This window comes from Rhizobium altiplani (assembly GCF_001542405.1).
GTDB classification, from domain to species: domain Bacteria; phylum Pseudomonadota; class Alphaproteobacteria; order Rhizobiales; family Rhizobiaceae; genus Rhizobium; species Rhizobium altiplani.
The window spans coordinates 23,366-45,796 of sequence record NZ_LNCD01000136.1 but is presented as its reverse complement, the minus strand read 5'-3'; the positions used below and the strand labels follow the sequence as shown (position 1 = coordinate 45,796).

23 protein-coding genes and 2 pseudogenes are annotated in these 22,431 nt (G+C 61.5%); 16 read left to right on the top strand and 9 right to left on the bottom strand.

From position 1 onward, the window contains the following. The first annotated feature begins 171 nt into the window (after positions 1–171). Genes AS026_RS32890 through AS026_RS32880 form a run of 3 tightly spaced genes read left to right on the top strand, consistent with a single transcriptional unit; the run spans position 172 to position 3,658 of the window. The gene (locus AS026_RS32890; RefSeq protein WP_235777076.1) at positions 172–1,758 is read left to right on the top strand and encodes a Mu transposase C-terminal domain-containing protein; all 1,587 of its coding nucleotides are present in this window, start codon (positions 172–174) and stop codon (positions 1,756–1,758) included. A 2-nt stretch (positions 1,759–1,760) separates the two neighbouring features. Further along, positions 1,761–2,639 carry a TniB family NTP-binding protein gene (locus tag AS026_RS32885; protein ID WP_028746973.1) on the top strand — a complete coding sequence of 293 codons (879 nt, stop codon included), beginning with the start codon at positions 1,761–1,763 and terminating at the stop codon, positions 2,637–2,639. Further along, positions 2,636–3,658 carry a TniQ family protein gene (locus tag AS026_RS32880; protein WP_028746974.1) on the top strand — a complete coding sequence of 341 codons (1,023 nt, stop codon included), beginning with the start codon at positions 2,636–2,638 and terminating at the stop codon, positions 3,656–3,658. The genes AS026_RS32885 and AS026_RS32880 overlap by 4 nt, the downstream gene beginning before the upstream one ends. A gap of 29 nt (positions 3,659–3,687) precedes the next feature. On the opposite strand, the gene scpB is transcribed toward AS026_RS32880, so the two are convergent. Together scpB and AS026_RS32870 are read right to left on the bottom strand one after the other, a co-directional pair. Beyond that, a complete protein-coding gene (gene scpB / locus AS026_RS32875; RefSeq protein ID WP_051321166.1) occupies positions 3,688–4,380 on the bottom strand; it encodes an SMC-Scp complex subunit ScpB in 693 nt (230 codons plus the stop codon). A gap of 2 nt (positions 4,381–4,382) precedes the next feature. After that, entirely contained in the window at positions 4,383–5,342 is a 960-nt protein-coding gene (locus AS026_RS32870; protein ID WP_028748909.1) for a DUF1403 family protein, read from the bottom strand. Positions 5,343–5,469: 127 nt separating this feature from the next. Here AS026_RS32870 and AS026_RS32865 point away from each other — a divergent pair, with 127 nt between their 5' ends. Further along, positions 5,470–6,582 (top strand): tyrosine-type recombinase/integrase, encoded by a 1,113-nt coding sequence (locus tag AS026_RS32865; RefSeq protein ID WP_028748910.1) that lies wholly within the window; start codon positions 5,470–5,472, stop codon positions 6,580–6,582. 308 nt (positions 6,583–6,890) lie between these two features. Here the strand turns inward: AS026_RS32865 and AS026_RS43820 are convergent, their stop codons facing one another. Together AS026_RS43820 and AS026_RS32855 are read right to left on the bottom strand one after the other, a co-directional pair. Continuing rightward, the gene (locus AS026_RS43820; protein WP_062374678.1) at positions 6,891–7,235 is read right to left on the bottom strand and encodes a type II toxin-antitoxin system RelE/ParE family toxin; all 345 of its coding nucleotides are present in this window, start codon (positions 7,233–7,235) and stop codon (positions 6,891–6,893) included. Further along, a complete protein-coding gene (locus AS026_RS32855; protein ID WP_062374676.1) occupies positions 7,222–7,497 on the bottom strand; it encodes a type II toxin-antitoxin system ParD family antitoxin in 276 nt (91 codons plus the stop codon). Before AS026_RS32855 ends, AS026_RS43820 begins: the two co-directional genes overlap by 14 nt. Positions 7,498–7,686: 189 nt before the next feature. On the opposite strand from AS026_RS32855, the pseudogene AS026_RS32850 reads away from it, so the two are divergent. From AS026_RS32850 to AS026_RS32840, 3 genes and pseudogenes are all read left to right on the top strand, one after another. Then, positions 7,687–7,955 (top strand): annotated as a pseudogene (locus AS026_RS32850) (type II toxin-antitoxin system Phd/YefM family antitoxin). Positions 7,956–8,070: 115 nt separating this feature from the next. Next, positions 8,071–8,319, top strand: a complete 249-nt coding sequence (locus AS026_RS32845; protein WP_205634501.1) for a type II toxin-antitoxin system Phd/YefM family antitoxin — start codon at positions 8,071–8,073, stop codon at positions 8,317–8,319. After that, positions 8,316–9,458, top strand: coding sequence for a site-specific integrase (locus AS026_RS32840; RefSeq protein ID WP_062374674.1), 1,143 nt, complete (start codon positions 8,316–8,318; stop codon positions 9,456–9,458). Before AS026_RS32845 ends, AS026_RS32840 begins: the two co-directional genes overlap by 4 nt. 172 nt (positions 9,459–9,630) lie before the next feature. On the opposite strand, the gene AS026_RS32835 is transcribed toward AS026_RS32840, so the two are convergent. After that, positions 9,631–10,044, bottom strand: a complete 414-nt coding sequence (locus AS026_RS32835) for a type II toxin-antitoxin system VapC family toxin (protein WP_062374671.1) — start codon at positions 10,042–10,044, stop codon at positions 9,631–9,633. Next, positions 10,041–10,289, bottom strand: a complete 249-nt coding sequence (locus AS026_RS32830; protein WP_025662876.1) for a type II toxin-antitoxin system VapB family antitoxin — start codon at positions 10,287–10,289, stop codon at positions 10,041–10,043. Before AS026_RS32830 ends, AS026_RS32835 begins: the two co-directional genes overlap by 4 nt. A gap of 338 nt (positions 10,290–10,627) precedes the next feature. Between AS026_RS32830 and AS026_RS32825 the strand changes: the two genes are divergently transcribed. Continuing rightward, positions 10,628–11,578, top strand: a complete 951-nt coding sequence (locus AS026_RS32825) for a recombinase family protein (protein ID WP_028748911.1) — start codon at positions 10,628–10,630, stop codon at positions 11,576–11,578. 11 nt (positions 11,579–11,589) lie between these two features. On the opposite strand, the gene repC is transcribed toward AS026_RS32825, so the two are convergent. The 3 genes from repC to repA form a co-directional block, all read right to left on the bottom strand. Then, complete coding sequence (gene repC, locus AS026_RS32820; protein ID WP_028748912.1) at positions 11,590–12,909, bottom strand: plasmid replication protein RepC; 1,320 nt, start codon at positions 12,907–12,909, stop codon at positions 11,590–11,592. A gap of 145 nt (positions 12,910–13,054) precedes the next feature. After that, positions 13,055–14,038 (bottom strand): plasmid partitioning protein RepB, encoded by a 984-nt coding sequence (gene repB / locus AS026_RS32815; protein WP_028748913.1) that lies wholly within the window; start codon positions 14,036–14,038, stop codon positions 13,055–13,057. A gap of 82 nt (positions 14,039–14,120) precedes the next feature. Next, complete coding sequence (repA, locus tag AS026_RS32810) at positions 14,121–15,320, bottom strand: plasmid partitioning protein RepA (RefSeq protein ID WP_028748914.1); 1,200 nt, start codon at positions 15,318–15,320, stop codon at positions 14,121–14,123. Positions 15,321–15,674: 354 nt separating this feature from the next. On the opposite strand from repA, the gene traI reads away from it, so the two are divergent. The 8 genes and pseudogenes from traI to trbL all read left to right on the top strand — a co-directional run. Beyond that, positions 15,675–16,313 (top strand): acyl-homoserine-lactone synthase, encoded by a 639-nt coding sequence (gene traI, locus AS026_RS32805; RefSeq protein ID WP_028748915.1) that lies wholly within the window; start codon positions 15,675–15,677, stop codon positions 16,311–16,313. After that, positions 16,310–17,281, top strand: coding sequence for a P-type conjugative transfer ATPase TrbB (trbB, locus tag AS026_RS32800; RefSeq protein WP_028748916.1), 972 nt, complete (start codon positions 16,310–16,312; stop codon positions 17,279–17,281). Before traI ends, trbB begins: the two co-directional genes overlap by 4 nt. Then, a complete protein-coding gene (gene trbC / locus AS026_RS32795) occupies positions 17,271–17,678 on the top strand; it encodes a conjugal transfer pilin TrbC (protein ID WP_028748917.1) in 408 nt (135 codons plus the stop codon). The genes trbB and trbC overlap by 11 nt, the downstream gene beginning before the upstream one ends. Continuing rightward, positions 17,671–17,970 carry a conjugal transfer protein TrbD gene (locus tag AS026_RS32790; RefSeq protein ID WP_018325670.1) on the top strand — a complete coding sequence of 100 codons (300 nt, stop codon included), beginning with the start codon at positions 17,671–17,673 and terminating at the stop codon, positions 17,968–17,970. Before trbC ends, AS026_RS32790 begins: the two co-directional genes overlap by 8 nt. 10 nt (positions 17,971–17,980) lie before the next feature. Further along, complete coding sequence (locus tag AS026_RS32785) at positions 17,981–20,443, top strand: conjugal transfer protein TrbE (RefSeq protein WP_028748918.1); 2,463 nt, start codon at positions 17,981–17,983, stop codon at positions 20,441–20,443. 40 nt (positions 20,444–20,483) lie between these two features. Next, positions 20,484–21,223, top strand: a pseudogene (gene trbJ, locus AS026_RS32780) (P-type conjugative transfer protein TrbJ). Then, complete coding sequence (gene trbK / locus AS026_RS32775) at positions 21,220–21,441, top strand: entry exclusion protein TrbK (protein WP_028748919.1); 222 nt, start codon at positions 21,220–21,222, stop codon at positions 21,439–21,441. Before trbJ ends, trbK begins: the two are co-directional and overlap by 4 nt. Beyond that, the coding region (gene trbL / locus AS026_RS32770; RefSeq protein WP_425349834.1) for a P-type conjugative transfer protein TrbL at positions 21,435–22,431 on the top strand (997 nt) is incomplete at its 3' end. The genes trbK and trbL, both read left to right, overlap by 7 nt.

Genomic DNA, 22,431 nt, shown 5'->3' with positions numbered 1-22,431 from the left:
TGTGGCTTTTACTTTCGGATTTCAAATCGGAAAATGTCATACAGGCGTTAGGTTTAGACGCTAAATCGGTGTCGATTTTTCGCTAACGATTTCAAATGAAGCCCCTTGCCAAAGCGATTTCACGATCGAACCTTGCCGGCGGATCGCCCGATCTCGGACGAGCAGTGGTCGATGGCGCGTCGCATTGCCCGCGAGTTGGACAAGATCCTCGACGGTCGCGGCCCGAGGCAGGCTACCATCACGCGCGCGGCGGCTGAACTGCGCCTAACCACACGGCAAATCTACAATCTCCTCGCCCGATATCGCGCCGATCGGACGGTGACGGCCCTGCTGCCTCGCACTGCGGTCAGTCGGCGCAAACGGCTGTCGGAACAGATCGAGGAGATCATCGCGACCACACTTCGGGAGAAGTGGCTGACGCTCGAGCCGACCGGACTTGCTCCCGTGGTCGACGAGATCCGCGCGCGCTGCGAGGAAGCCGGTCTTGCCGTGCCGTCCTATGTGACGGTCGCTCGACGCATCCCGGTCTTGTTTTCGCCTGAAGAGATCGCCAAGAAGCGTTCGGCCAATCCGAAGCACTTTTTGCGGCTGAAGCCGCGACCCGGCTATATCCATGCGCCGCACCCGCTCGCCGTCTGCCAAATCGACCATACGCCGACCGATATCAATTTCGTGGAGGTTGTTGACGGGGCTGGTGTGTTCGTCGGCCGCCCTTACCTGACTGTCATCACCGACGTGGCGACACGATCCATCCTCGGCTTCTGCCTCACCTTGGAGAAGCCGTCGGTGCTGTCTGTCGCGCTATGCCTCGCCCAGGCCATGTGTCCGAAAGACGCATGGCTTGCCGCGCGCAATCTCAATCACGCCTGGCCGATGTTCGGTCGACCGCGGCTGCTGGTCGCGGACTCGGCGATGGAGTTCAAGGGGCATGCATTCCAACAAGGCTGTGAGGATTACGGCATTCGGATCCGCCCCCGCGATCGTGGCAGGGTCCATCACGGCGGCGTGGTTGAACGGCTGTTGGGCAAAGTCAACGGAGTTCTCGCTACCTATCCGGGCTCCTCGGGGCGTTCCGTCGCCCACCGCGATGAATATCCATCCGAGCGGCGCGCCTGCCTGAGCTTCGCCGATCTCGAGCGCTGCGTCGCGCTGGCCGTGATCGATCACAATCTGCAGGAAAATTCCAAGACCCTGAAGGTGCCGCTGACCGAATGGCAACGCAACGGTTCGGCATTGCCGGTCTTCGGCGACGATCCGCAACGCGTGCTGCTGTCGTTTCTACCAAGAACGGAGAGGCAATTGTCGCCGCAAGGGATCAGCATGTTCGCCCTGCACTATTATTCGGCGTGGCTGGGCGTCTTCGTTCCAGAGCGGGACCGGCTCGGAAAGCTCGAGGTGCGATACGATCCCCGCGACATCAGTCATGTCTATGTCCGCGACCCGGAAACAAGACAGTTTCGGCCGGTCGAGCGACGCGATGGCCAGTTGTCGCCAGTGACCCTATGGGAACATGCGGCCGAGCGCACCCGTCGGCGCACAACCAATCGACGCTCAAACGTCGAGAAGGTGGCGGTCCGCCGCGAGATCGCAGCCATAGCGGAGACCGCAAAGGCTTCCAAGCGCCAGTTGCGCGACGCTGTCCGCAGCGCACATGCCGCCACAGCGGACAAGCCTTATGCGGTCATGCGGCCGCCGGCGCCTCTACCGGCAGAGCATCCGCCGCGCCAAAAGAGCCGGTTGCCGGTCGAGGATTGGTAGCCATGTCGGATCATTTGCTCGAGCATGTCCGGCCATATCTCGGCCGTGATCGGGAAGAGCGGATCGCCTATATCCGCGCACCCCGTTGGATCGGGCATCATGTCGCCCAGGACAGCCATCGGCGGCTGGCCGAGCTCCTGGAACGACCTCCGTCTTTGCGAACCCAGGGGCTGATGTTGGTCGGCCCCTACGCCAACGGCAAGACGATGATCGCCGAACGCTTCGCCGTCGAGCACCTGAGAGCCGCGCCCGCGCAAAAAGTCTGGATGGTCCAGACACGCGAAGGCGCCGGCCTCGGCCATTTCTATGCCAGTATTCTGCAGGCGCTGCGCGCTCCCGGCGGCGATATGTGGGATGTCGGTCGCAAGGCGGAGCAACTCGACCACTTGCTGGAGAGCCTCAAGCCGAAGGTGCTGATTCTCGACGAGTTCCACAATGCGCTGCGGGGCCGTGCCCGCGACGTCGAAGCCGTCTTTGCCTTCCTGCGGCGGATCGGCCGCCAGTACGACATCTCGCCGGTGCTGATCGGCGAGGTGGCCGTCTGCGATTTCATCAACGCCACCAGCGAGATGGCGAGCCGCTTCGAGCTGGTCGCGGTCCCACGCTGGCAGTATGACGAAAACTATCTCATGCTGCTCGACAGTCTCGAGGCCGCATTGCCGCTGGCCAAAAGCTCCGATTTGTCGAACGAGCCGTTGGCGCGTCGGATATTCAGCCTCTCGGAAGGCTTGATCGGCGAGATCGTCACCATCGTCACCAAGGCGGCCGTCGCGGCGATTGGATCCGGAACCGAACGCATCAGCAAGGCCAGCATCGACGAGCTCCGCCACGTGCCGGTTTCTAAGCGGCGCAACGCGGCTCTGCGCGAGAGCCTTCTATGACGACGGTCGACGCGCCTGCACCGACGATCAGCATCCGTGAACACTATCGTGACGTCGCGTCCGACCGCTGGCCGGTCACCGTCGTGCCCCAGGCAGACGAGTTGCTGTCGAGCTGGCTACACCGGCTTGCACATGCCAATGGTGTTCCGCCGCGAGCCTTCGCTCGCGTGCTCCGGCGCAATGCGGTAATGTGGTCGCCAGCCCTTGATTTCCGGCTGCCGGGTGAAATCGCAAAGCTGCTGAGCGCCAACACCGGTATCGCGCCCGATGAGCTGGCGGCGATGATGTTGCCGCACGCCCTGCCGAGGCAGCTTCTGCTGCCGCTTCGCAACGGCGGACATCGGACAGAGTCAACCTGGCTGCAGTTTTGTTCTTACTGTCTCGCCGAGGATGCACAGCCCTATTTTCGGCGGAGATGGCGACTGGCAACCCGGGTTTCATGCTCGAAACATAGCTGTCGATTGCGCGACCGATGTCCGTCCTGCCAAAGCTGCATCGCGGTCTTTGACCAAGCTGAACTGGTGCCGCAACATTACTGTGCCCGCTGTGGCTACGACCTGCGTCGCGCATCGAGAATTGGCATCAGTCCAGCGGCAAGACAACTCGATCGCTGCATCGACGACATCTGTCGATTGGAAGGGATGAGAAATACGCCATCCAGCCGTTCGCTCATTCGACGCCTTTTGAACCTGCCCGATGGCATCTATTCGACGGCGAACCTGATCAGCCTGTCCACGGCGGCACGGGCGCACTGCATTGCGTGGGCAGCAAACCGACCGGACGACGACTGGCTGACGGCCGGCGACGAAACGGCAGCCGCGCAGTGGCGACTTCTGATCTTGGCGGCGAAGGGCCACCGGAGGCTCATCGAGCGTTTTGCGGACTGCCTCGAGAAACGAAGAGAACTCCGGGAACGCCAGGCTAAGACGACTGTCCAGCCAAAGCCCGTGGACGTGGCCGCCCTGCTCGGAGCGTATGCGCGTGTGATGGAGCGTGGTCGACGTCGTCGATCGGCGTGAGACAGGCCGAAACATAGCTCTTGGATGAATCAGTCGTTCTCCGATGCTTCGCTCTCGCGCATCGGCAGTGCATCCCCCTCGAGCGCCTGCCGGCTGAGCAGTCCCGCGTCCTCCAACCGTTCGAGGTCGGGAAGATCGCGTAGCGTCTCGAGGCCGAACGCCGACAGGAAATGCCTGGTGGTCACATAAGTATAGGGCGCGCCGGGTGTCGGGCTGCGCGGCCCGGAGCCAAGAAAGCCGGCGTCGCGCAAACTGGCGATCGTGTCGCGGCTCACCTCTTTGCCGAACATCTTCGACAGCTCGCCGCGGGTCACCGGTTGCAGGTAGGCGATGGCCGCCAGCACCGCGGCTTCGTGCTCGGACAGCGACACCGGAGACGACCGCGTCGGCGCCTGCGACGCGCGGATCGCGGCCGCATAGGCCGAGCGGCTTCGGTGCTGCCAGCCGCCGGCGACCGTAACGATGTCATAAGGACGCGACCGCAGGTCCTCGCGCAGATCATCGATGAGCAGCTCGATGCTGCAGCTCTTTCCGACCACCCGCGCCAGCGTCTCGCGGCTAACCGGTTCCACGGCGGCAAAAATGACCGCCTCCACCCTCAGCATCCATTCGCGCCAGCGCAGCTCCGGCGGTAGATCCTCAAGTTCCCGGTCATAGAGGATTTCATCCTCCGACCTCGATTTCCTTCCTCGATGTGTCCTGGTTGCCCCCGATCCGGTCATCGTCACAATCCAAAAATCCGGAAGGACGTGCGGCCGGAGAGTTCGCGCACCGCGCCAAAACTCTCGAGCCGCTCGAACAGCCGCGTCGCCGCCCAGCGGGAAAGATCGCTGCCGGGCGCGGAAGCCGGCACGGCATCCTCGTCGAGCAGCTTTTCGAAGACGACACCGGCGCCCTTCGTCCGCACCTTCGGCGCCGCCGCCAGCAATGCCTCGGCGCGCCGGCCGATGTCATTGGCCTGCCGCAGGGCCTCGGTCGTCCCTGACACGAGCGCCAGGCACACTGCCCGCGCAAAGCCAGGCTCGCCGGACCGCACCCGTCCGCGGCCGCCGATCGTCTTAAATGCGGCGCCATAGCGTTCGGCCATCAGCAGCGGCACGCCGCACGCCCAGCCGAGTTTTTCCGCCAACAGCCGATCGGCCAACCACCAGGCGAGGATTTCAGCGTCGGGCCGGGCGGCGCAGATTTTCGCCACCAGCTCGGCGACGGCGAAGGGTGCTGTGCGCGGCGACTGCAGCGCGGCGTCGAACAGATCGGCGAGCTCGTCCAGGCCGTCGCGGCGCAAGCCGATCAGTGCCGCCAACCCCTGCAGAACCTTGCTGCCGATCGTCCGCTTCTTCGCCGCCAGCCTTTGGAAGGCCAAAACCATTGTGCCGGCCGGTCCGGGATCGTCGTCGGGTGTGGTGAGCAGCAGCGCATCGCGCAAGGCCGGTTCGCTCTCGGTGCGGCCGATCAGCTGCACCGCCGATTGCGCGCATCTGAGCGCCAGCCGTTGACGCCAGCAGCCGGCCCAAGCGGGTTCGGTGCGCACCAGATCGTCCAAGGATTTCAGGGCGATGCCGGCGGCGAAGGCGGCGTCCGCCTCACCCAGCTCGCCGCCGCGCGGCAAAACCCAGGCCGGCAGGGGCGGCACGGCCGTGGGCGGAACTGGGGTGACGAGAGGCGAGCGGGAGCGCGAATCCATGCTGCCGAGCATAATCGAAGCGTGCAGTTTATGCCATGCGGTTCTGCCGAAACCGCACGGCCCGTCAACACTGTTTTATGTCCGGTAACCTTCCATTACCGGACATAAAGTGATAGCATCCCGAACCATGGAAAATCCCCCGGCAAACACGCCCAAAATCGACGATTCTAGCACCAACGTCGTCGATCCCGGCAGCGAATTGGGCGCTTCACCTCCCGCCCCCGGGCCGACACCCCGTGTCCCGGCGCGGCTGGAAGCCTTGGTCGAGACCGCGACAGCTTATGCCAACGCCGCCAGTTCCGAAAACACCCGCGATGCCTACGCCAAGGACTGGCGGCATTTCACCGCCTGGTGCCGCCGCGAAGGTTTTGAACCGCTGCCCCCCTCAAGCCAGGTGATCGGCCTCTATATCGGCGCCTGTGCTTCGGGCATCTCTGCCGAAAACCCGAAACGCAGTGCCCCTGCCCTCTCGGTGGCGACGATCGAGCGACGTCTCTCCGGCCTCGCCTGGAATTTTACCCAGCGCGGCGTGCCGATGGATCGCACCGACCGGCATATTGCGACGGTGCTCGCCGGCATTCGCCGCAAGCACGCCAAGCCGCCGCGACAGAAGGAGGCCGTGCTTGGCGACGACATCAAGGCGATGGTCAACACCCTCGGCCACGATCTGAGGGGCCTGCGTGACCGGGCCATCCTGCTCCTGGGCTTCGCCGGCGGCCTGCGGCGCTCCGAGATCGCCGGCCTCGACGCTGTCCGCGACGACAAGAGCGATGGCCATGGCTGGATCGAGATTTTTCCCGACCAAGGCGTCCTGGTGACGCTGCGCGGCAAAACCGGATGGCGCGAGGTCGAGGTCGGCCGCGGCGCCTCCAGCGAGACCTGCCCCGTGGCAGCCCTCGAGAGCTGGATCCGCTTCGGCCGGATTGCGCGCGGCCCCCTCTTCCGCCGCATCTTCAAGGACAACAAGACGGTCGACGTCGAGCGGCTTTCCGACAAACATGTCGCCCGTCTGGTCAAGCAGACCGCACTCGCCGCAGGCGTCCGTTCCGATCTTACGGAAGGGGAACGTGCGTTGCTGTTCTCAGGCCACTCGCTGCGCGCCGGCCTTGCCTCCTCAGCCGACATCGAGGAGCGGTATGTTCAGAAACAGCTGGGTCACGCCTCGGCGGAGATGACGCGTAAATATCAGCGGCGGCGCGACCGCTTCCGCACCAATCTGACAAAGGCGTCAGGGCTTTAAGAGGCCCCTCCCCTCGCCCGGCATGAAATCGTTAGGTCAAAATTGCGTGCCGGATTTTCAGCTTAGCGCTTCAATTGAAATCGGGAAGCAAAAGCCACAGCCGGCCTCAAAAGCCGGTCCTATCAGGCTCGATATGGGCAACTTCACGAGATCGTAAGACATTGAAATAATGGTAAATGATTTGCTAAACGAATGCTATCTGCGCTTTACTGTTCGTCACTGCGTATGATTGGGAGTTGATGTTTAAACCATCGATAAGTATCTGTTATCGGAAGTGAGCGCTTTTTCGAACAAATATAAGCTTGCTCTCAATTCTCGAGGAGCCGTCTCATCATGTGTCGGATATGGTCTTGTGCGCCAAAGAAGATGGCAGCGACGACGATCGTCCGACGTTGGACTATTGGCAAAAACCAAACCGCAGCCTTGTCTCGTCGCAAAAAGTGGATGCCCGGATAAATATCGGGGCGCAACGTTCCAATGCTCGGCGTCTCGGCGATCCGCTTGATCGACATACGAAGGTCGCGAATTCGGCCAGCAGCACGCTCCAAGGCTTCGTCGGGATGGTCACCGAGATCGCAGTAAGCGGCAAAGAGATGATCGAAGATCAGTTCAAAGTCGCGCTCCGCTTCGACAGAATATTCAAGACTCCACACGAAGAGCTCTCTGCTTACGCGCGATCATATCGTCGACCGCGCCTGCCATTGCCTCTTCAGACATAGATGCTCCACTTAGCCGCCGGTGAATCAGCTCCCGCAGGGCTTCCGTCTCAGCGGACTCAGTCTCCGTCTTCTGTCGGAGCAGCTCCAACCCTTGCTGAATAACCGAACTTAAGCTCGAATACCGTCCAGTGTCGACAAGCGATCGCGCAAAGGCGTCCTGTTGCTCGGTTAGCGAAATCGACGACTTTACACTCATGACGTCATCTCCTTTGCTTCCAGAATTGCTACCCAGTCGCATATGTCAAGAAATTTCTCGATGGCGCTATTTCCAGCTGAGACGGCATTTCCGATCACCACGCGTATATGGCGATTGTACGCGCGGTGGAGCATGCTATGGTAGCGCACCAGGCATACTGGAGGCCAGCAAGGGGCAGGCCACGTAAAGATCAGCGAAGCGCGCAAGAAATTTGCCGAAGTCCCTGAACGCGCCAACCAGGTGAGGAAATCGTCATCATGCGCGACAATGAGGTCTACGTGCGGATCGGCCCGGCCGACGGCGGCAAGCGCGCGTTCGGACTGTTGCGCCAGCGGCGCCTGCCGGATGACCTGTTCGACAAAAGCGATGCCGAACAGGACGCCATCGACGGCGGCGACTGGAATGACGACCTCGGCGTGTGGCAGGGCGACCCCGCCGGTTCCAAGGCCACGGCATGAAGGATCTTCTCGATGGCCACGCGGTCTAATGGTGGACGATCGGCAGCGACCGGCTTTCATTGAAGCGCGCGTTCGACCCGATTTTGCATGAGCGTGTCTGGTAAAGGTAACAACAATGAAGATCTGCGTGGAAGTTGCCGAGGCAGCAGAGCGACTTGACGAACTGATCGACCTTGCCTTGCGCGACGACGAGGTGGTCGTCTGTCGTGGAGGGAATCCCGTTGCGGTCATCATGGCTGTTCGGAAGGCGAGCCAGGCCACGATCGATGACTTTCTGGCACTGGCAGCCGAGGGTCGCCCGACGAGCAATGACCTGACCTCAAACCACGACGACCTCTATGACGAGAACGGACTGCCGACATGAGCAGCGAGTCGCCAAGTTTGATCGAAGAACGCGCAAGAGAACTCGATACGATCGCTGCGGTGTTGCCGATCGGGCGCCGCGATGAACTGGCCGAGCTGCTCACCGATCAGGATGTCGAAACCCTCCGCCATCTTGTCAATGCGGGCATGGGCGAGAATACGCTGCGGGCGCTGACGTCCGACCTCGCCTATCTGCAGGCCTGGTCGCTGGCGGCCACGGGCGCTCCCCTCCCCTGGCCGGCGCCGGAAGCCTTGCTGCTGAAATTCGTCGCCCACCATCTGTGGGATCCGCAGAAGCGCGAAATTGAACCGGGCCACGGTATGCCGGCGGCCACCGAGCAGCACCTGCGCGACCAGGGCTTTTTGAGATCGGGTGGGCCACATGCCCCCGACACGGTGCGCCGCCGGTTGGCCACCTGGTCGACGCTGACGAAATGGCGGGGATTGACGGGGGTCTTCGCCTCCCCTGCCCTCAAATGGGCAATCCGGCTGGCGGTGCGCGCCACGCCGCGCCCGAGAATGCGCAAGAGCGCGAAAGCGGTGACATCAGACGTGCTGGCCAGACTGTTGGCGACCTGCAGCGGCGGCAGCCTGCGTGACATCAGGGATCGGGCCATCCTGATGGTGGCCTTCGCCTCAGGCGGCCGCCGCCGCAGCGAAATTGCCGGCCTACGCAAGGAGCAACTGACGGTCGAGCCCGCAATCGAGGTCGAAGACGGCCCTCCCCTGCCCTCTCTCGCCATCCTTCTTGGCCGCACGAAAACATCCGGTGCCGACCAGGATGAGGTCGTCTATCTCACTGGCCGGCCGGTCGAGGCGTTGAACGCCTGGCTCGACGCCGCCAGCATCGACAAGGGATCGATATTTCGGGCGATCGATCGCTGGGGCAATGTTTCGCGCCGTCCGCTCGATCCGAAGGCAGTCAACGATATCGTCAAGCAAAGGGTGGCGATGGCTGGGTTGGAGCCTCGGGATTTCTCCGCGCATGGGTTGCGGTCGGGGTATTTGACCGAAGCGGCCAATCGCGGAGTTCCTCTCCCCGAGGCGATGGAGCAATCGCGCCATCGGTCGGTGCAGCAGGCCTCGCACTACTACAACGATGCAACAAGACGGAGCGGCCGAGCGGCCCGCATGCTTTGAGCAGCACGACCCGTCAGCAACTGATTCTCATGCGCAAAACCGCGAAAGTCGCTTCGAATACAGGTCACAAAGCGTCTAAAAGCGGCTTGTAAACGAGCCCGGCGCCCTGCCGCCACCACGCTCCATGGGAAACAAGCGTCGCAATGGCGCCAATGCCAATCCATCGAGCAGCTCAAAAATCCCACGGATTGACGAGGTCGAGACCTGTCGTTTCGAAATCCTTGCGATTGCGCGTGGCCAGGCGTCCGCCGTTCACGCGCGCTATTGCAGCGATCATTGCATCGGGTGCTGACATTGCGTGTCCCTGACGAGCCGCCTGCCCCATGATCTCTCCATAAGCGAGCGCGGCTTCTTCTGTGAGACCAAACATCCGATCGGCAAATCGACGGCGCCATTCCGTCAGCCCCTGCTCCAAACGCTCGGCACGCTGGTCCGGCCTGATCTTTTGAATGCCAAAAGCGATCTCGCCGATTGTCATAGTAGGCAGTGCCAATTCCGCGTCGAACCGCACCAGCCAAGCCATAACGGCCTCGTTAGGGTCCTTCCGCAAGGTCTCCGAGACCACGTTCGTATCGAGAAATATCAAAGCTCGATACCCTGGTGTGGACGACGGCTTTCGCGGATGATCGAATCGAGATCGATATCGGTGGCCGCTTGCGCGTTGACCCGCCGATAGAAACTTGCCGCTGGTTCACGGCCCGCCTCGCGGGTCTCGTAGGCTTCAAGCGCACGTTCGACCACCTCGGCAATCGAACGATTTTCGCGGCGAGCCAGCCGGTGAGCCAGATCCCTTGCCTTGGAGCTTCGGACAGAGAGTTGGGGTGCGGCCATCGTAATCTCCTTTTACAGTGAATATAGGTGAACAGATTGCTGCCAGCAAGATGGCAGAAGCCGTCTTGCCATCTCGCATGCCGCTTTGCGGTGTGGGCAGGAGCCCACCGGACGACGCACCGATCGAACGCGCTTGCCACCTGATCATCCTCATGAATTCCGCCGTGGAAGCCCACTGACGCGCGTTCGCTGCCTGGATAAGCTACCACTCGTCGGAAACAGTTTCTCGAGGCTGGCGGGCCGCGATTCAAGCGATAAAACACGCTTGCAACTGATCGGTTATCCGTATCTTCCGCATTTGGAAAAATGCTGTTCGCTGGGCTGAAAGGCGCTCCCAAATGTCTCGTGACGCGCAAAATCGCACTTCTCGTCGGCCTCAGGGCCGCCAAATCGGCTATGCGCGCGTCTCGACGGACGAACAAGCGACGGAGGCGCAGGAGATCGAGCTCCGCTCGGCCGGCTGCGACGTCATCGTCCAGGAGCACGGTTCCGGCGCATCCCGCGCCCGTCCGGCCCTCGCCAGGCTTGTTCGTGAGATCAACGCAGGCGATACGCTCGTCGTGGTGAGGCTCGATCGTCTGGCGCGATCCGTCGGCCATTTGCTGGAGGTGATCGAGGATCTGACGTTAAAAAATGCGCATTTTCGCTCGCTGCGCGATCCGATCGACACGACCACCCCGCAGGGAATGTTTTCTCTCCACGTGTTGGGTGCCGTCGCGCAGCTCGAACGCGCGCTGATTTCTGAACGAACCAAGGCGGGCATCACGGCGGCCAAAGCAAAGGGCCGGCTGCCCGGCAACCCAGGGATCAGGGAAAAACGCCCCGAGGCGCTCGCCAATATGACCGCAGCGCAGAAAGCGGCTTACGGCGATCGCATTCAGGCTTCCGCCAATCAATGGCTTCCGACCGTTCGGCGCATGCGACCGGACCATACCTGGGACGACATCGCTCGCGTATTGAAGCAGCGCGGACTTGACTGGACGCCGGAACGCCTGCGCCGCGCCGTCAAATGGATGGTCGCCGAGCGCATGGCCGATCCAGCCTTGCTTCGGAAGTCCCCGCCTCGGCTGCCCGAGGACCGATTGATGACGCTGGTTGCTGGCATTCACTCCTCGAACCCGGACCTGACGCTGCGCGAAATTGCGGCCCAACTCGAACGGCTTCACGAGCGCACTCCCCGCGGCGGCTCCAAATGGTCGCCATCCTCCGTGAAGAACCTCATCGATCGCGCCTTGCGAATGGGATTGCTCGCTGGTGCCAGCGATACAGAGGTTCCGCTCGTCGAATAGCGGCGCGGCCGTCATCGCGGCTGCGGCCTCTGCAGGGTTGCCAACAGCTTGCTTGAGACCTGTAAGCGTTCTCCGTCTTCAGTCCCACCCCTCGCTTCGCGCTCACCGGCACTCTCGGCAGACTTCTGCGCGTCGAGTTTCGCCCGCAGCAAAGCCATGATCATCGGCCAGGTCGAAAACTTCCCCTCCTTGGCGCGATCGCTCAAGCTCCGCAAGTAACCGCCGGCATTGTTGATCTGGCCGGCCCGTTGGTAGATTGCGGCAAGCGTGATCGCTGCGTGCTGCTCGCCCATCGCCCCACACGCGTCCCGCCAGGCGCTCGGGCTGATCCCCAGCATCGGCCGCGCTACCTCGGCCGTCGCCAACAGGTCGCGCCAGTGCCGGATCGCCCCTCCCTGGGCCAGTTCACGGATTTCCGCGCAGGCCTCCAGCACGATCCCCAATGGCAACTCCCGTTTCGGCAAGCTCCGCACGTTGTCGGTTTCCGCGGCGTCGCTGCCCGCTTCCTTATTTTGTCCTAAGCCGTTTTTAGATTCATAATTAGAGTCTGGGTTTGAATTCTGTATGTGACGACCGGAATGGGACTCATTGGCGACCGGATTCTGAGTTTTTGCAAATGTTTCCAACACCTCACGAATTTCAGAGCACAGCGCATGGAGATCGGCGCAAACATCCTCTACGCTCTGCCTTGGTGCAGAGCGAGGAAGTCGGCCGACGATCGCCTGGTAGCTCTGCTGCACCCTTCCCCAGTTGCCCGGAACGCGCTCCTCAATGCCAACCTCGATGAGTTTGACGATATCCCGGCGCAGCAGCGTCAGTTGCTCCTTGGCAACCCGGTAAGCTTTCTTCTCGTTCCGAATTGCCTCCGCCAGCTCTTTGAACTCTTCCGCGCGGGCAACGATCGGAGACAGGTCAAAGCCATAGGCTTGCTCAACCTCCCCGCCCCTGCCCTTTCGTGCGAAGCGCTTGCCGTTGGGACTGTCGCGCCGAATGACCAGCCCGCTATCGACGAGCACAGCGATGTGCCGCCGTAACGTCGTCGCCGGCATTCCGTTGGCGCGAGCAGCGAGTTGCTCGTTCGAGGGCCATACGATGAGTTCAGCCTCACCACCGAGTGTCGTTTCCGGGTGGAACGACAGGAGGGCATTCAGGATTGCCAGTGAGCGGTCTGTGGCGCCCAAGAGTTCTCGTGCCTCCCGGACATCCTGAAAGACATGCCATTTGTGCACGGAGGATTCGGGCTTTGCTGCCCTCACCGCCATCTGTCTCGAAATCTGGCCAAGCGTCATTGGCCGCCGCCCAAAGGGCGTCGTTGCATTAACAGCAGTCATCTTCTTTACCTTTCAATAGGCAAAGAGAAAGCGCCCGTCGAAACGACGGTTAGGTCTTGACTGCGATTCCGGGAAATGCGATTCTCTTAGCGACCAAACTGAGAGAAGCCTTTCGGAACGCTGTTTCGGAGGGCTTTTTCTTTGCTCAGTTGCTCCCTTCTTCGTCGTTCGCCGTTTTACGGGCATCCTTGTAGGCGCGGTAAAGCTCCGGAAGCATCGTCATCAGATACTCCCCGAACTCAGGCGCGGCCTGCTTGTCGATAATAAGCGTGAGAGACTTGTTCTCGTCCTTGAACTTTGCCGCCTTGACCCCGTCGTCCGCGGTCCAGAGATGAGCGCGCACCGTCGACTTTTTGGTGGGCGCAAGCCCCTCGAATATGGCGACAAATCTCTCGTCGGAGGATTTGCCTTTCAATGCCTCCTGGAGGAGCTTGCGCGCTTTTTCCAGAGCGCCCTTATGCTCGGTACGGTTTGCAAGCTCGACCCAGCGATCCCGGCCCGCTTTTGGAGCTGGGCCAATCATTCGTATGACGTCGGCCGGAATACGGGCAGCGGTTGAAATGAGGTGGGAAACGGCCGCCTTGTCCACGCCAAGTGCGCCAATGATCAGTTGCCGGGAATAGCCTTTGCGCTCCAACTCTGCCGAGTAGAGCGCCTTTTCGATGTAAGACAGATCCTTGCGTGCGCTATTCTCCTGGCCCTGTGCCAGAATGAGTTCTTCGTCGGACATCTGACGGACAGCCGCCTTGACAAGCCGTCCCGCGGCTTTCACCGCGCGTAGTCTCCGTCGGCCATACGCGATCTGGTACCGGCCCTCTTGCGTGGGATGGGGTCGTACAAGGATGGGCACTTGCTGACCATGCTCTTTGATCTGCGCCGCAAATTCCTGGAAATGTTCGTCGCTTTCTTCAAGGCGATCGGTGACGTCAGGAGCGTCGATCACGTCCGGGTCGAGTTCGGTGATCGACTGCGACTTAAGCATTTCGATCGACCGGGACACGGCACCTATGGCCCCACGGGACACAAACGCGCTTGCTGCCGGTTCCGGCAAATCTTGCGTTTGGGCAGATGAGTTGTCGGCCGACAACTTCGCAGGAATGAGGTCTGCCAGAAGATGTTTTCGAGCCATCAATGCCCTCCTTTCCAGGAGCGTCGAAGGCCCCTCGCGTCAAAAGTTGTCGGCCGACAACTTCCCTGTCTTTCGGCCTGTCTCATGCAGACCTCCCCCAGGACTGATGGATCAATTGCTCGATTTCAGAATTGACATTCTCAAGCGCTTCCATTGCTCGGTCATAAGTCGCGCGAGTGAACTGGTCCCGGCTCACTTCGTATAGCGTTTGCTTCGTGATCCCAGCATCGGAGATCGCCGTGCTCTTGAGCATAGGGTGGTTGAGCACATGTTCCTCGAACATGGTGCGCATAAACGAAACCATCTGGTTCTGCGGACCGTCGCCGGGCTCGTAACGAGTGATTAGGTAGCGCATCCAGTCATAGTTCATGCTTCCGCCAGCATCCGCCACAACGCTCAGCAACTCCGATGTCATCAGCAGAAACTGACACATCGACATCACGTCGAGCATCTGCGGGTGAACCGTAACCAACACGGCGGTTGCCGCGCAAAGTGCAGATATCGTCAAAAATCCCAACTGAGGGGGGCAGTCGATCACGACGATGTCATATTGGTCCGCGACACTTGCAATCGCTTCGTCCATACGCGTGAAGAATATGTTCTTCCTGTCATTGGAGCCGAGAACCTTCGCGGTATCGTGCTCAAATTCCATCAGCTCAAGATTGCCTGGAACGAGATCGAGATTTGCGAAGTAGGTCTTCTTGATCACCTCGGAGAGGGGGCGGCGCTGATTGTCGTAGCGGACAGCCCCATATAGAGTGTCGTTCTGATCGATGTCGAATTCAGGTTGATAACCGTGAAGTGCCGATAAGCTTGCCTGGGGGTCCAGATCTACCGCAAGGACCCTGTGGCCGTTCAGTGCAAGGTACTGAGCAAGATGGGCGGCGGTAGTGGTTTTACCGCTTCCTCCTTTGAAATTCACAACCGCAATAACCTGCAGATGCTCAGCACCGGAGCGGCGAGGGGAATAGCGCCTGTCACCCTTGCCATTCACCTCAAGGTATTCTCGCAGAGCCTGTATGGTTTCGATTGAATAGGAGCGTCTTCCGGCCGGGCCGATCTCGGGCTGAGGCCCTTTGCCTTCAAGAGAAAGATGACGGAGATAGCCGTCATTGACTCCAATAAGCTTGGCTGCCTCGGTTGAAGAAAACGACCTCAGAGTTTTGCGCGCTTCCGGCGGATAAAGCTTAAGCCGATGCTCATGGAGTCGCGCCGAAAGATCTCGCGCATGCGCGCCGATGAGTTTATGGATTGCCTTCTGAAGCTTAGCGGGATTGTCCACGTCGCCCTCTCGTACACACGGGATATTTCGTAAACACAGCGATTTACCGTGTCTAAAGAAGCCCGATTCCGCCGCCCTTGGCAAGATGTTTAAGGTTAACAAAAGGTTAACGCGCCGCTTAAACAATTCCGTCGAATCGCGATTCATGCATATGGATCCGTGGCTTATCGCGAAATCGCACGCCACACTGATCCACTGGAAATGCAGATCTGCAGGTCACGACCACACGGTTGTTTATCGTTTCCACGACACTAAACCTCGATTCGGCAGAATCGCGTAGGTGCAGATCTGCATGTGGCCAGACGCGATTCGTGATGATTTTTGTATGCCCCAGTTCGAATCACGGAGTGGAGCATGCACATCACGGTTGTTTCGCCGGACGTTTACGAGAAGCACTTCGGGTTGCTCAGACAAATGCACCGCCTTCGTGCCGAAGTCTTCGGATCGAGCATGGGCTGGGACGTGATCATCACCGACGGCGAACAGCGAGATCAGTACGACGATTTTGGACCGACCTACATCCTTGCCTTCGATGATGACCGCCGGGTCGCCGGCTGTGCCCGCCTCCTCCCAGCATCAGGCCCTACCATGCTCGCCGATACATTCTCGGAATTGCCGGCTGACACCTCATTCACCGCCCATTCCGGCATGGTCGAGAGTTCACGCTTTTGCGTCGACACGGCATTTGAGGTGGGTAAAGGAGGCGGCCAACTGCACCCGACCACGCTCGCCATGTTCGCTGGCATCATCGAGTGGTCGATGGCGACCGGCTACAAGGAGGTTGTCACAGCGACCGACCTTCGCTTCGAACGCATCCTGAAGCGAGCGGGATGGCCGATGAGGCGTCTTGGCGAGCCCGCGTCGATCAGCAACACGATGGCGGTCTCCGGCAGCCTGCCAGCCGTCCGCGAGAGTTTCGAGCGGGTCCGCCCCGCGAATTACCTCTCAGACATTGCGGGAAACGGCAGCCCGTTGGTCAGGAGTGCTGCGTGACTCAGCTCCAATCCCACTTCCGTCTGGTACGCAAGCTGCAGGACGCGCTCGGCGACCACCTCTGCGTCGCGCTTGACGATGCGAGTGTCGTCGAGATCATGCTGAACCCGGATGGCCGGCTATTCATCGAGCGCCTCGGTCACGGGATCGCGCCGGCCGGAGAGATGACGCCCGCTGCGGCAGAGGTGGTCATCGGCAGCGTGGCGCATGCGCTGCAATCCGAGGCGGACCACGATCAGCCGATCATTTCCGGCGAGTTGCCGATCGGCGGCCACCGGTTCGAGGGCTTGCTTCCACCCGTCGTCTCCGCGCCGACCTTCACGATCCGCCGGCGCGCCTCGCGTCTGATTCCGCTCGACGACTACGTCAAGGCGAAGGTGATGACCGAAGCACAGGCCTCTGTGCTGCGGAGCGCCATCGCATCGCGTATGAACATTGTGATCTCCGGAGGGACGGGCTCTGGCAAGACGACCCTTGCCAATGCGGTGATCGCAGAAATCGTCGCGACCGCACCCGAGGATCGCATGGTGATCCTGGAAGACACTGCCGAGATCCAATGTGCGGCCGAGAATGCAGTCGCGCTGCACACCAGCGACAGCGTTGACATGGCGCGGCTCCTCAAGAGCACGATGCGCCTTCGGCCTGACCGGATCATCGTCGGCGAAGTCCGCGATGGCGCGGCGCTGACATTGCTCAAGGCCTGGAACACCGGCCACCCCGGCGGCGTGACGACTGTGCACTCGAACACGGCCATGTCGGCGTTGCGACGCCTCGAGCAGCTAACAGCCGAAGCCAGCCAGCAGCCGATGCGCGAGGTGATCGGCGAAGCCGTCGACCTCGTCGTCTCGATCGAGCGGACCGGACGCGGCCGACGTGTGCGCGACGTGATCAATGTCGAGGGGTTCAAGGGCTCGACCTACCAGACCGAACATTATGCCCAGATCGATGAGGATAGTCATGCAGCGTAAGCGTCATCAGGTACTGCTCGGCAGTGCCGTCGCCTTGGTGTCAGCGATAGTCCTGGCCTCGCCGGCCTTTGCGTCATCGGGCGGCGGCGGCCTCCCATGGGAGTCGCCGCTTCAGCAGATCCAGCAATCGATCACAGGCCCGGTCGCAGGCTTCATCGCGCTGGCCGCCGTGGCGATCGCCGGCGGCATGCTGATCTTCGGCGGCGAGCTCAACGATTTCGCGAGACGGCTTTGCTACATCGCGCTGGTCGGCGGCGTCCTGCTCGGCGCAACCCAGATCGTCGGCCTGTTCGGCGCCACCGGCGCCACGGTCGGCACCCTCGAGCATGAGCTCAGGCATCACGTGATCGAGCTGGCGAAATTTTCGCCATGCAAAGGGGAGGGGGCTCATGGCTGAGTCCGGCTCCAACCTTGTGCGCTCAAGGATCCACCGTGCACTGTCACGTCCCAATCTGCTGATGGGCGCAGACCGGGAACTGGTACTGCTGAGCGGGCTTGCCGCCATCATCCTGATCTTCGTGGTGCTCACCTGGTATGCGGCAATCTTCGGGCTGGCGCTCTGGCTCGTGGCAATCGCAGCGCTTCGCATGATGGCGAAATCCGATCCGCTGATGCGCCGGGTCTATCTGCGGCATGTCTCGTATAGATCGGCGTACCGGGCGACCTCGACGCCCTGGCGGCGTTATTGAGGGCGGCGCCATGGTCGCTTTGAAGCCTTTCCGCTATTCCGGCCCGTCGTTTGCCGATCTCGTTCCCTATGCCGGACTGGTCGACAACGGCATCATGCTGTTGAAGGACGGCAGCCTGATGGCCGGCTGGTACTTTGCCGGGCCGGACAGCGAAAGTTCGACCGACGCCGAGCGCAACGAAGTCAGCCGGCAGATCAACGCGATCCTGTCGCGCCTCGGTTCAGGCTGGATGATCCAGGTCGAGGCGGCGCGGGTGCCGACGACAGACTATCCGGCCGAGGCCGACTGCCATTTCCCCGATCCGGTCACGAGGGCGATCGACGCGGAGCGGCGGGCGCATTTTGAGCGAAAGCGGGGACATTTCGAGAGCCGGCATGCACTGATCCTGACCTGGCGCCCGCCGGAACCGCGACGCTCGGGTTTGACGCGTTACGTCTATGCCGATGCCGGCAGTCGCTCGGCGACTTATGCCGACAGTGCACTCGATGCCTTCCGCACCTCGATCCGCGAAGTAGAGCAGTATCTCGCCAATGTCGTGACGATCCGGCGCATGCTGACCGAGGAGACCGAAGAGCGCGGCGGCTTTCGGGTCGCGCGCTACGACGAACTCTTCCAGTTCATCCGCTTCTGCGTCACCGGAGAGAACCATCCGGTGCGCTTACCCGAAATTCCGATGTATCTCGACTGGCTGGTAACGGCCGAGCTTCAGCATGGCCTGACGCCGACTGTCGAAAACCGCTTCCTCGGTGTCGTGGCGATCGATGGCCTGCCGGCGGAGAGCTGGCCGGGCATTCTCAACGCGCTTGATCTGATGCCGCTCACCTATCGCTGGTCAAGCCGCTTCGTCTTTCTCGATGAACAGGAAGCGCGGGCACGGCTGGAGCGCACACGCAAGAAATGGCAGCAGAAGGTCAGGCCGTTCTTCGATCAGCTGTTCCAGACCCAGAGCCGCTCGCTTGACCAGGATGCCATGATGATGGTGGCGGAATCCGAGGACGCGATCGCGGAAGCCGCCTCGCAGCTCGTCGCCTATGGTTACTATACGCCGGTCATCGTCCTCTTCGACGACGAGCAGCCGCGTCTGCAGGAGAAGTGCGAGGCCATTCGCCGGCTGATCCAGGCGGAAGGCTTTGGCGCCCGGATAGAGATGCTCAATGCAACGGACGCCTTTCTCGGCAGTCTGCCGGGGGTCTCCTACGCCAATATCCGCGAGCCGCTGATCAACACGCGCAATCTCGCCGACCTGGTGCCGCTCAACTCTGTCTGGTCGGGAAGCCCGGTGGCGCCGTGCCCATTCTATCCAGCCGGTTCGCCGCCCCTGATGCAGGTCGCGAGCGGCTCGACGCCGTTCCGGCTGAACCTGCATGTCGACGATGTCGGCCATACGCTGATCTTCGGACCGACCGGCTCGGGCAAGTCGACGCTGCTGGCGCTGATCGCCGCACAGTTTCGCCGCTACAAGGATGCTCAGCTCTTCGCCTTCGACAAGGGCCGATCGATGCTGCCGCTGACATCAGCAGTTGGTGGTGATCACTATGAGATCGGTGGCGATGCAAGCGGAGAAGGGGAGGGGAGGCGGCTCGCCTTCTGCCCGCTCGCGGAATTGTCAGCGGATGGCGATCGCGCCTGGGCGACAGAGTGGCTTGAAACGCTTGTCGCGCTGCAGGGCGTCACCGTGACCCCGGATCATCGCAACGCGATTTCGAAGCAGATTGCGCTGATGGCGCAGTCGCGCGGCCGGTCGCTGTCGGATTTCGTCAGTGGCGTGCAGATGCGCGAGATCAAGGACGCGCTCCACCATTACACCGTCGACGGGCCGATGGGTCAGCTTCTCGACGCCGAAGAGGACGGGCTGACGCTCGGCGCCTTCCAGTGCTTCGAGGTCGAGGAACTCATGAATATGGGTGAGCGCAACCTCGTGCCGGTTCTCACCTACCTGTTTCGACGGGTCGAGAAGCGGCTCACCGGCAACCCGAGCCTCATCATCCTCGACGAGGCCTGGCTGATGCTCGGTCATCCGCTGTTCCGCGACAAGATCCGCGAATGGCTGAAGGTGTTGCGCAAGGCCAATTGCGCCGTGGTTCTCGCCACCCAGTCGATCTCCGACGCCGAGCGCTCCGGCATCATCGACGTGCTCAAGGAAAGCTGCCCGACCAAAATCTGCTTGCCGAACGGGGCGGCACGCGAGCCCGGCACCCGCGAATTCTACGAGCGGATCGGCTTCAACGAGCGGCAGATCGAGATCGTCGCGACCGCCCTGCCGAAGCGGGAATATTACGTCGCCTCGCCGGATGGACGCCGGCTCTTCGACATGGCGCTCGGCCCTGTCGCGCTCTCCTTCGTCGGCGCATCCGGCAAGGAAGATCTGAAACGCATCCGGATGCTTCACGCCGAACATGGCGACAACTGGCCGCTTTTCTGGCTGCAACAAAGAGGGATTGCTCATGCGGAAACATATCTCCGAAACCCGTGATCAGCGGCGCGCCGTCGCTGCGCTTGCGATCGTCGCATCGATGGTGTTGCCTGCAACGGGGCGGGCCGGCGGCGTCACCGGCGAGGCGACGGAGTTCACCCAGCTCGCCAACAATGCCGAGCTCATCTCGCTGGTCGGCAAGTCGGCCGAGCAGGTGAACAATCAGATCACCCAGATCAATCAGTTGGCCGAGCAGATCCAGAACCAGCTGAAGATCTACGAGAACATGCTGCAAAACACCGCGCAGTTGCCGGACCACGTCTGGGGCCAGGTCGAGAGCGATCTCAACCGGCTGCAGAGTATCGTCGGGCAGGGGCAGGGCATCGCGTTTTCGATGGGCAATATCGACGACCAGCTCAAACAGCGGTTTCAGAGCTATTCCAAGATGCAAACCAACCTGCCGACGCAGGCGAACTTTTCACGACGTACCAGTCCTGGTCCGACACTAACAGGGACACCATCGCCGGTACGCTGAAGGCGGCGAACCTCACGGCTGAACAGTTCGCAAGCGAAGAGTCGACCATGTCGTCGTTGCGCTCGATGTCGGAGAGTGCCGACGGGCAGATGAAGGCGTTGCAGGTCGGCCATGAGATCGCCAGCCAGGAGGTGGCGCAGATTCAGAAGCTGCGTGGTCTCGTCTCTCAGCAGATGACCATGATGGGCACCTGGTATCAGTCGGAACAGGCGCAGAAGGACCTTGCCCAGGCAAGGCGGGAGAAGTTCTTCAATGCGCCCCAGCGCGATATCCGTGGCGGCCAGACGATGGAGCCACGCTGGTGAGCGCGCGCCTGATCATCGCCCTTGCATTGGCAGGGATCGTCGGCTTCGGCGCCGGCGTGGGCTGGACCCGGTGGCAGATGTCTGCAGCACAAGCGACTGCAGGCACCGCCGTGCAGCCATCATCCGACGATGCACGGCGCGAGCGCCGGGAGAAGTTCTTCGGCGGCGACACAGACCGCAACATTCGCGGCGGGCAGGAGCTGAAACCGAGATGGTGATCGTCCGTCCGTCACGCAGGCTCGAGCTTGCCTTTATCGCCATCGGCATTCTCCTGTTGGCAAGCGCGCCGGCGCTTGCGCAGCAGGGCCAGGTGCTGACCACGCTTGAGAACTCCGTCTCCACAGCAGTCAAAGGCTGGGAGACGACGATCATCAATGCGGCGCGATCGCTGTTCTGGATCCTCGCCGGGATTGAGGTCGGCATCGCAGCCGTGTGGCTGGCGATCAATGCCGCCTCGCTCGACGCCTGGTTCGCAGAAGTCGTGCGCCGGATCATGTTCATCGGGTTTTTCGCCTTCATTCTTGACCAGGGGCCGACGGTCGGCAGGGCGGTCGTCGACAGCCTCTATCAGATCGGCGCCGGCGGCGGGTCCGCTTCGCCTGCGAACATTTTCGACGCCGGCATCCAGGTCGCCTCAAAAATGTCTGAGCAGGTCAAGTTCGGCTTGTTTGAAGACAACTCGCTCGCCATCGCCGCAGTCTTCGCCATGGTGGTCGTGGTCATTGCCTTCAGCCTCGTTGCGGCGATCTTCGTCGCCGTCATGGTGGAAATGTATATCGGGCTGCTCGCCGGCATGATCATGCTTGGGCTCGGCGGCTCGTCCTATACCAAGGATTTTGCCATCCGCTATCTTGTCTATGCCTTCTCCGTCGGGATGAAGCTGATGGCGCTGGTGATGATCTCCAAGATCGGCTCAGACATCCTGCTGGGTCTCGCAGAAACGCCGTCGACTGACACCGATCAGTTCATCAATACGCTGGCAATCGCCGGCATTTCCGTCGTCGTCTTCGTCATCGCCATGTATGTGCCGCCGATCATTCAGGGCGTGGTGCAGGGCGCATCGGTCTCCGGCGGCATGGAGGCGATCCGACACGGCGGACAGGCGGCATCATTTGCGGCGGGCGGGGCGTTTCTCGCCGGTGGTGCTGCCGGCGCCGGATTTGCGGCGGGCCAGTCAGCAAGGGCCGCGGGATCGTCATTCGCGGGTG

Coding starts and splice junctions, on each gene's coding strand:
- AS026_RS32890 (WP_235777076.1), top strand. CDS start 172: ATGGCGCGTCGCATTGCCCGCGAGTTGGACAAGATCCTCGACGGTCGC.
- AS026_RS32885 (WP_028746973.1), top strand. CDS start 1,761: ATGTCGGATCATTTGCTCGAGCATGTCCGGCCATATCTCGGCCGTGAT.
- AS026_RS32880 (WP_028746974.1), top strand. CDS start 2,636: ATGACGACGGTCGACGCGCCTGCACCGACGATCAGCATCCGTGAACAC.
- scpB (WP_051321166.1), bottom strand. CDS start 4,380: ATGACCGGATCGGGGGCAACCAGGACACATCGAGGAAGGAAATCGAGG.
- AS026_RS32870 (WP_028748909.1), bottom strand. CDS start 5,342: ATGGATTCGCGCTCCCGCTCGCCTCTCGTCACCCCAGTTCCGCCCACG.
- AS026_RS32865 (WP_028748910.1), top strand. CDS start 5,470: ATGGAAAATCCCCCGGCAAACACGCCCAAAATCGACGATTCTAGCACC.
- AS026_RS32855 (WP_062374676.1), bottom strand. CDS start 7,497: ATGAGTGTAAAGTCGTCGATTTCGCTAACCGAGCAACAGGACGCCTTT.
- AS026_RS32845 (WP_205634501.1), top strand. CDS start 8,071: ATGAAGATCTGCGTGGAAGTTGCCGAGGCAGCAGAGCGACTTGACGAA.
- AS026_RS32840 (WP_062374674.1), top strand. CDS start 8,316: ATGAGCAGCGAGTCGCCAAGTTTGATCGAAGAACGCGCAAGAGAACTC.
- AS026_RS32830 (WP_025662876.1), bottom strand. CDS start 10,289: ATGGCCGCACCCCAACTCTCTGTCCGAAGCTCCAAGGCAAGGGATCTG.
- AS026_RS32825 (WP_028748911.1), top strand. CDS start 10,628: ATGTCTCGTGACGCGCAAAATCGCACTTCTCGTCGGCCTCAGGGCCGC.
- repC (WP_028748912.1), bottom strand. CDS start 12,909: ATGACTGCTGTTAATGCAACGACGCCCTTTGGGCGGCGGCCAATGACG.
- repB (WP_028748913.1), bottom strand. CDS start 14,038: ATGGCTCGAAAACATCTTCTGGCAGACCTCATTCCTGCGAAGTTGTCG.
- traI (WP_028748915.1), top strand. CDS start 15,675: ATGCACATCACGGTTGTTTCGCCGGACGTTTACGAGAAGCACTTCGGG.
- trbC (WP_028748917.1), top strand. CDS start 17,271: ATGCAGCGTAAGCGTCATCAGGTACTGCTCGGCAGTGCCGTCGCCTTG.
- AS026_RS32790 (WP_018325670.1), top strand. CDS start 17,671: ATGGCTGAGTCCGGCTCCAACCTTGTGCGCTCAAGGATCCACCGTGCA.
- AS026_RS32785 (WP_028748918.1), top strand. CDS start 17,981: ATGGTCGCTTTGAAGCCTTTCCGCTATTCCGGCCCGTCGTTTGCCGAT.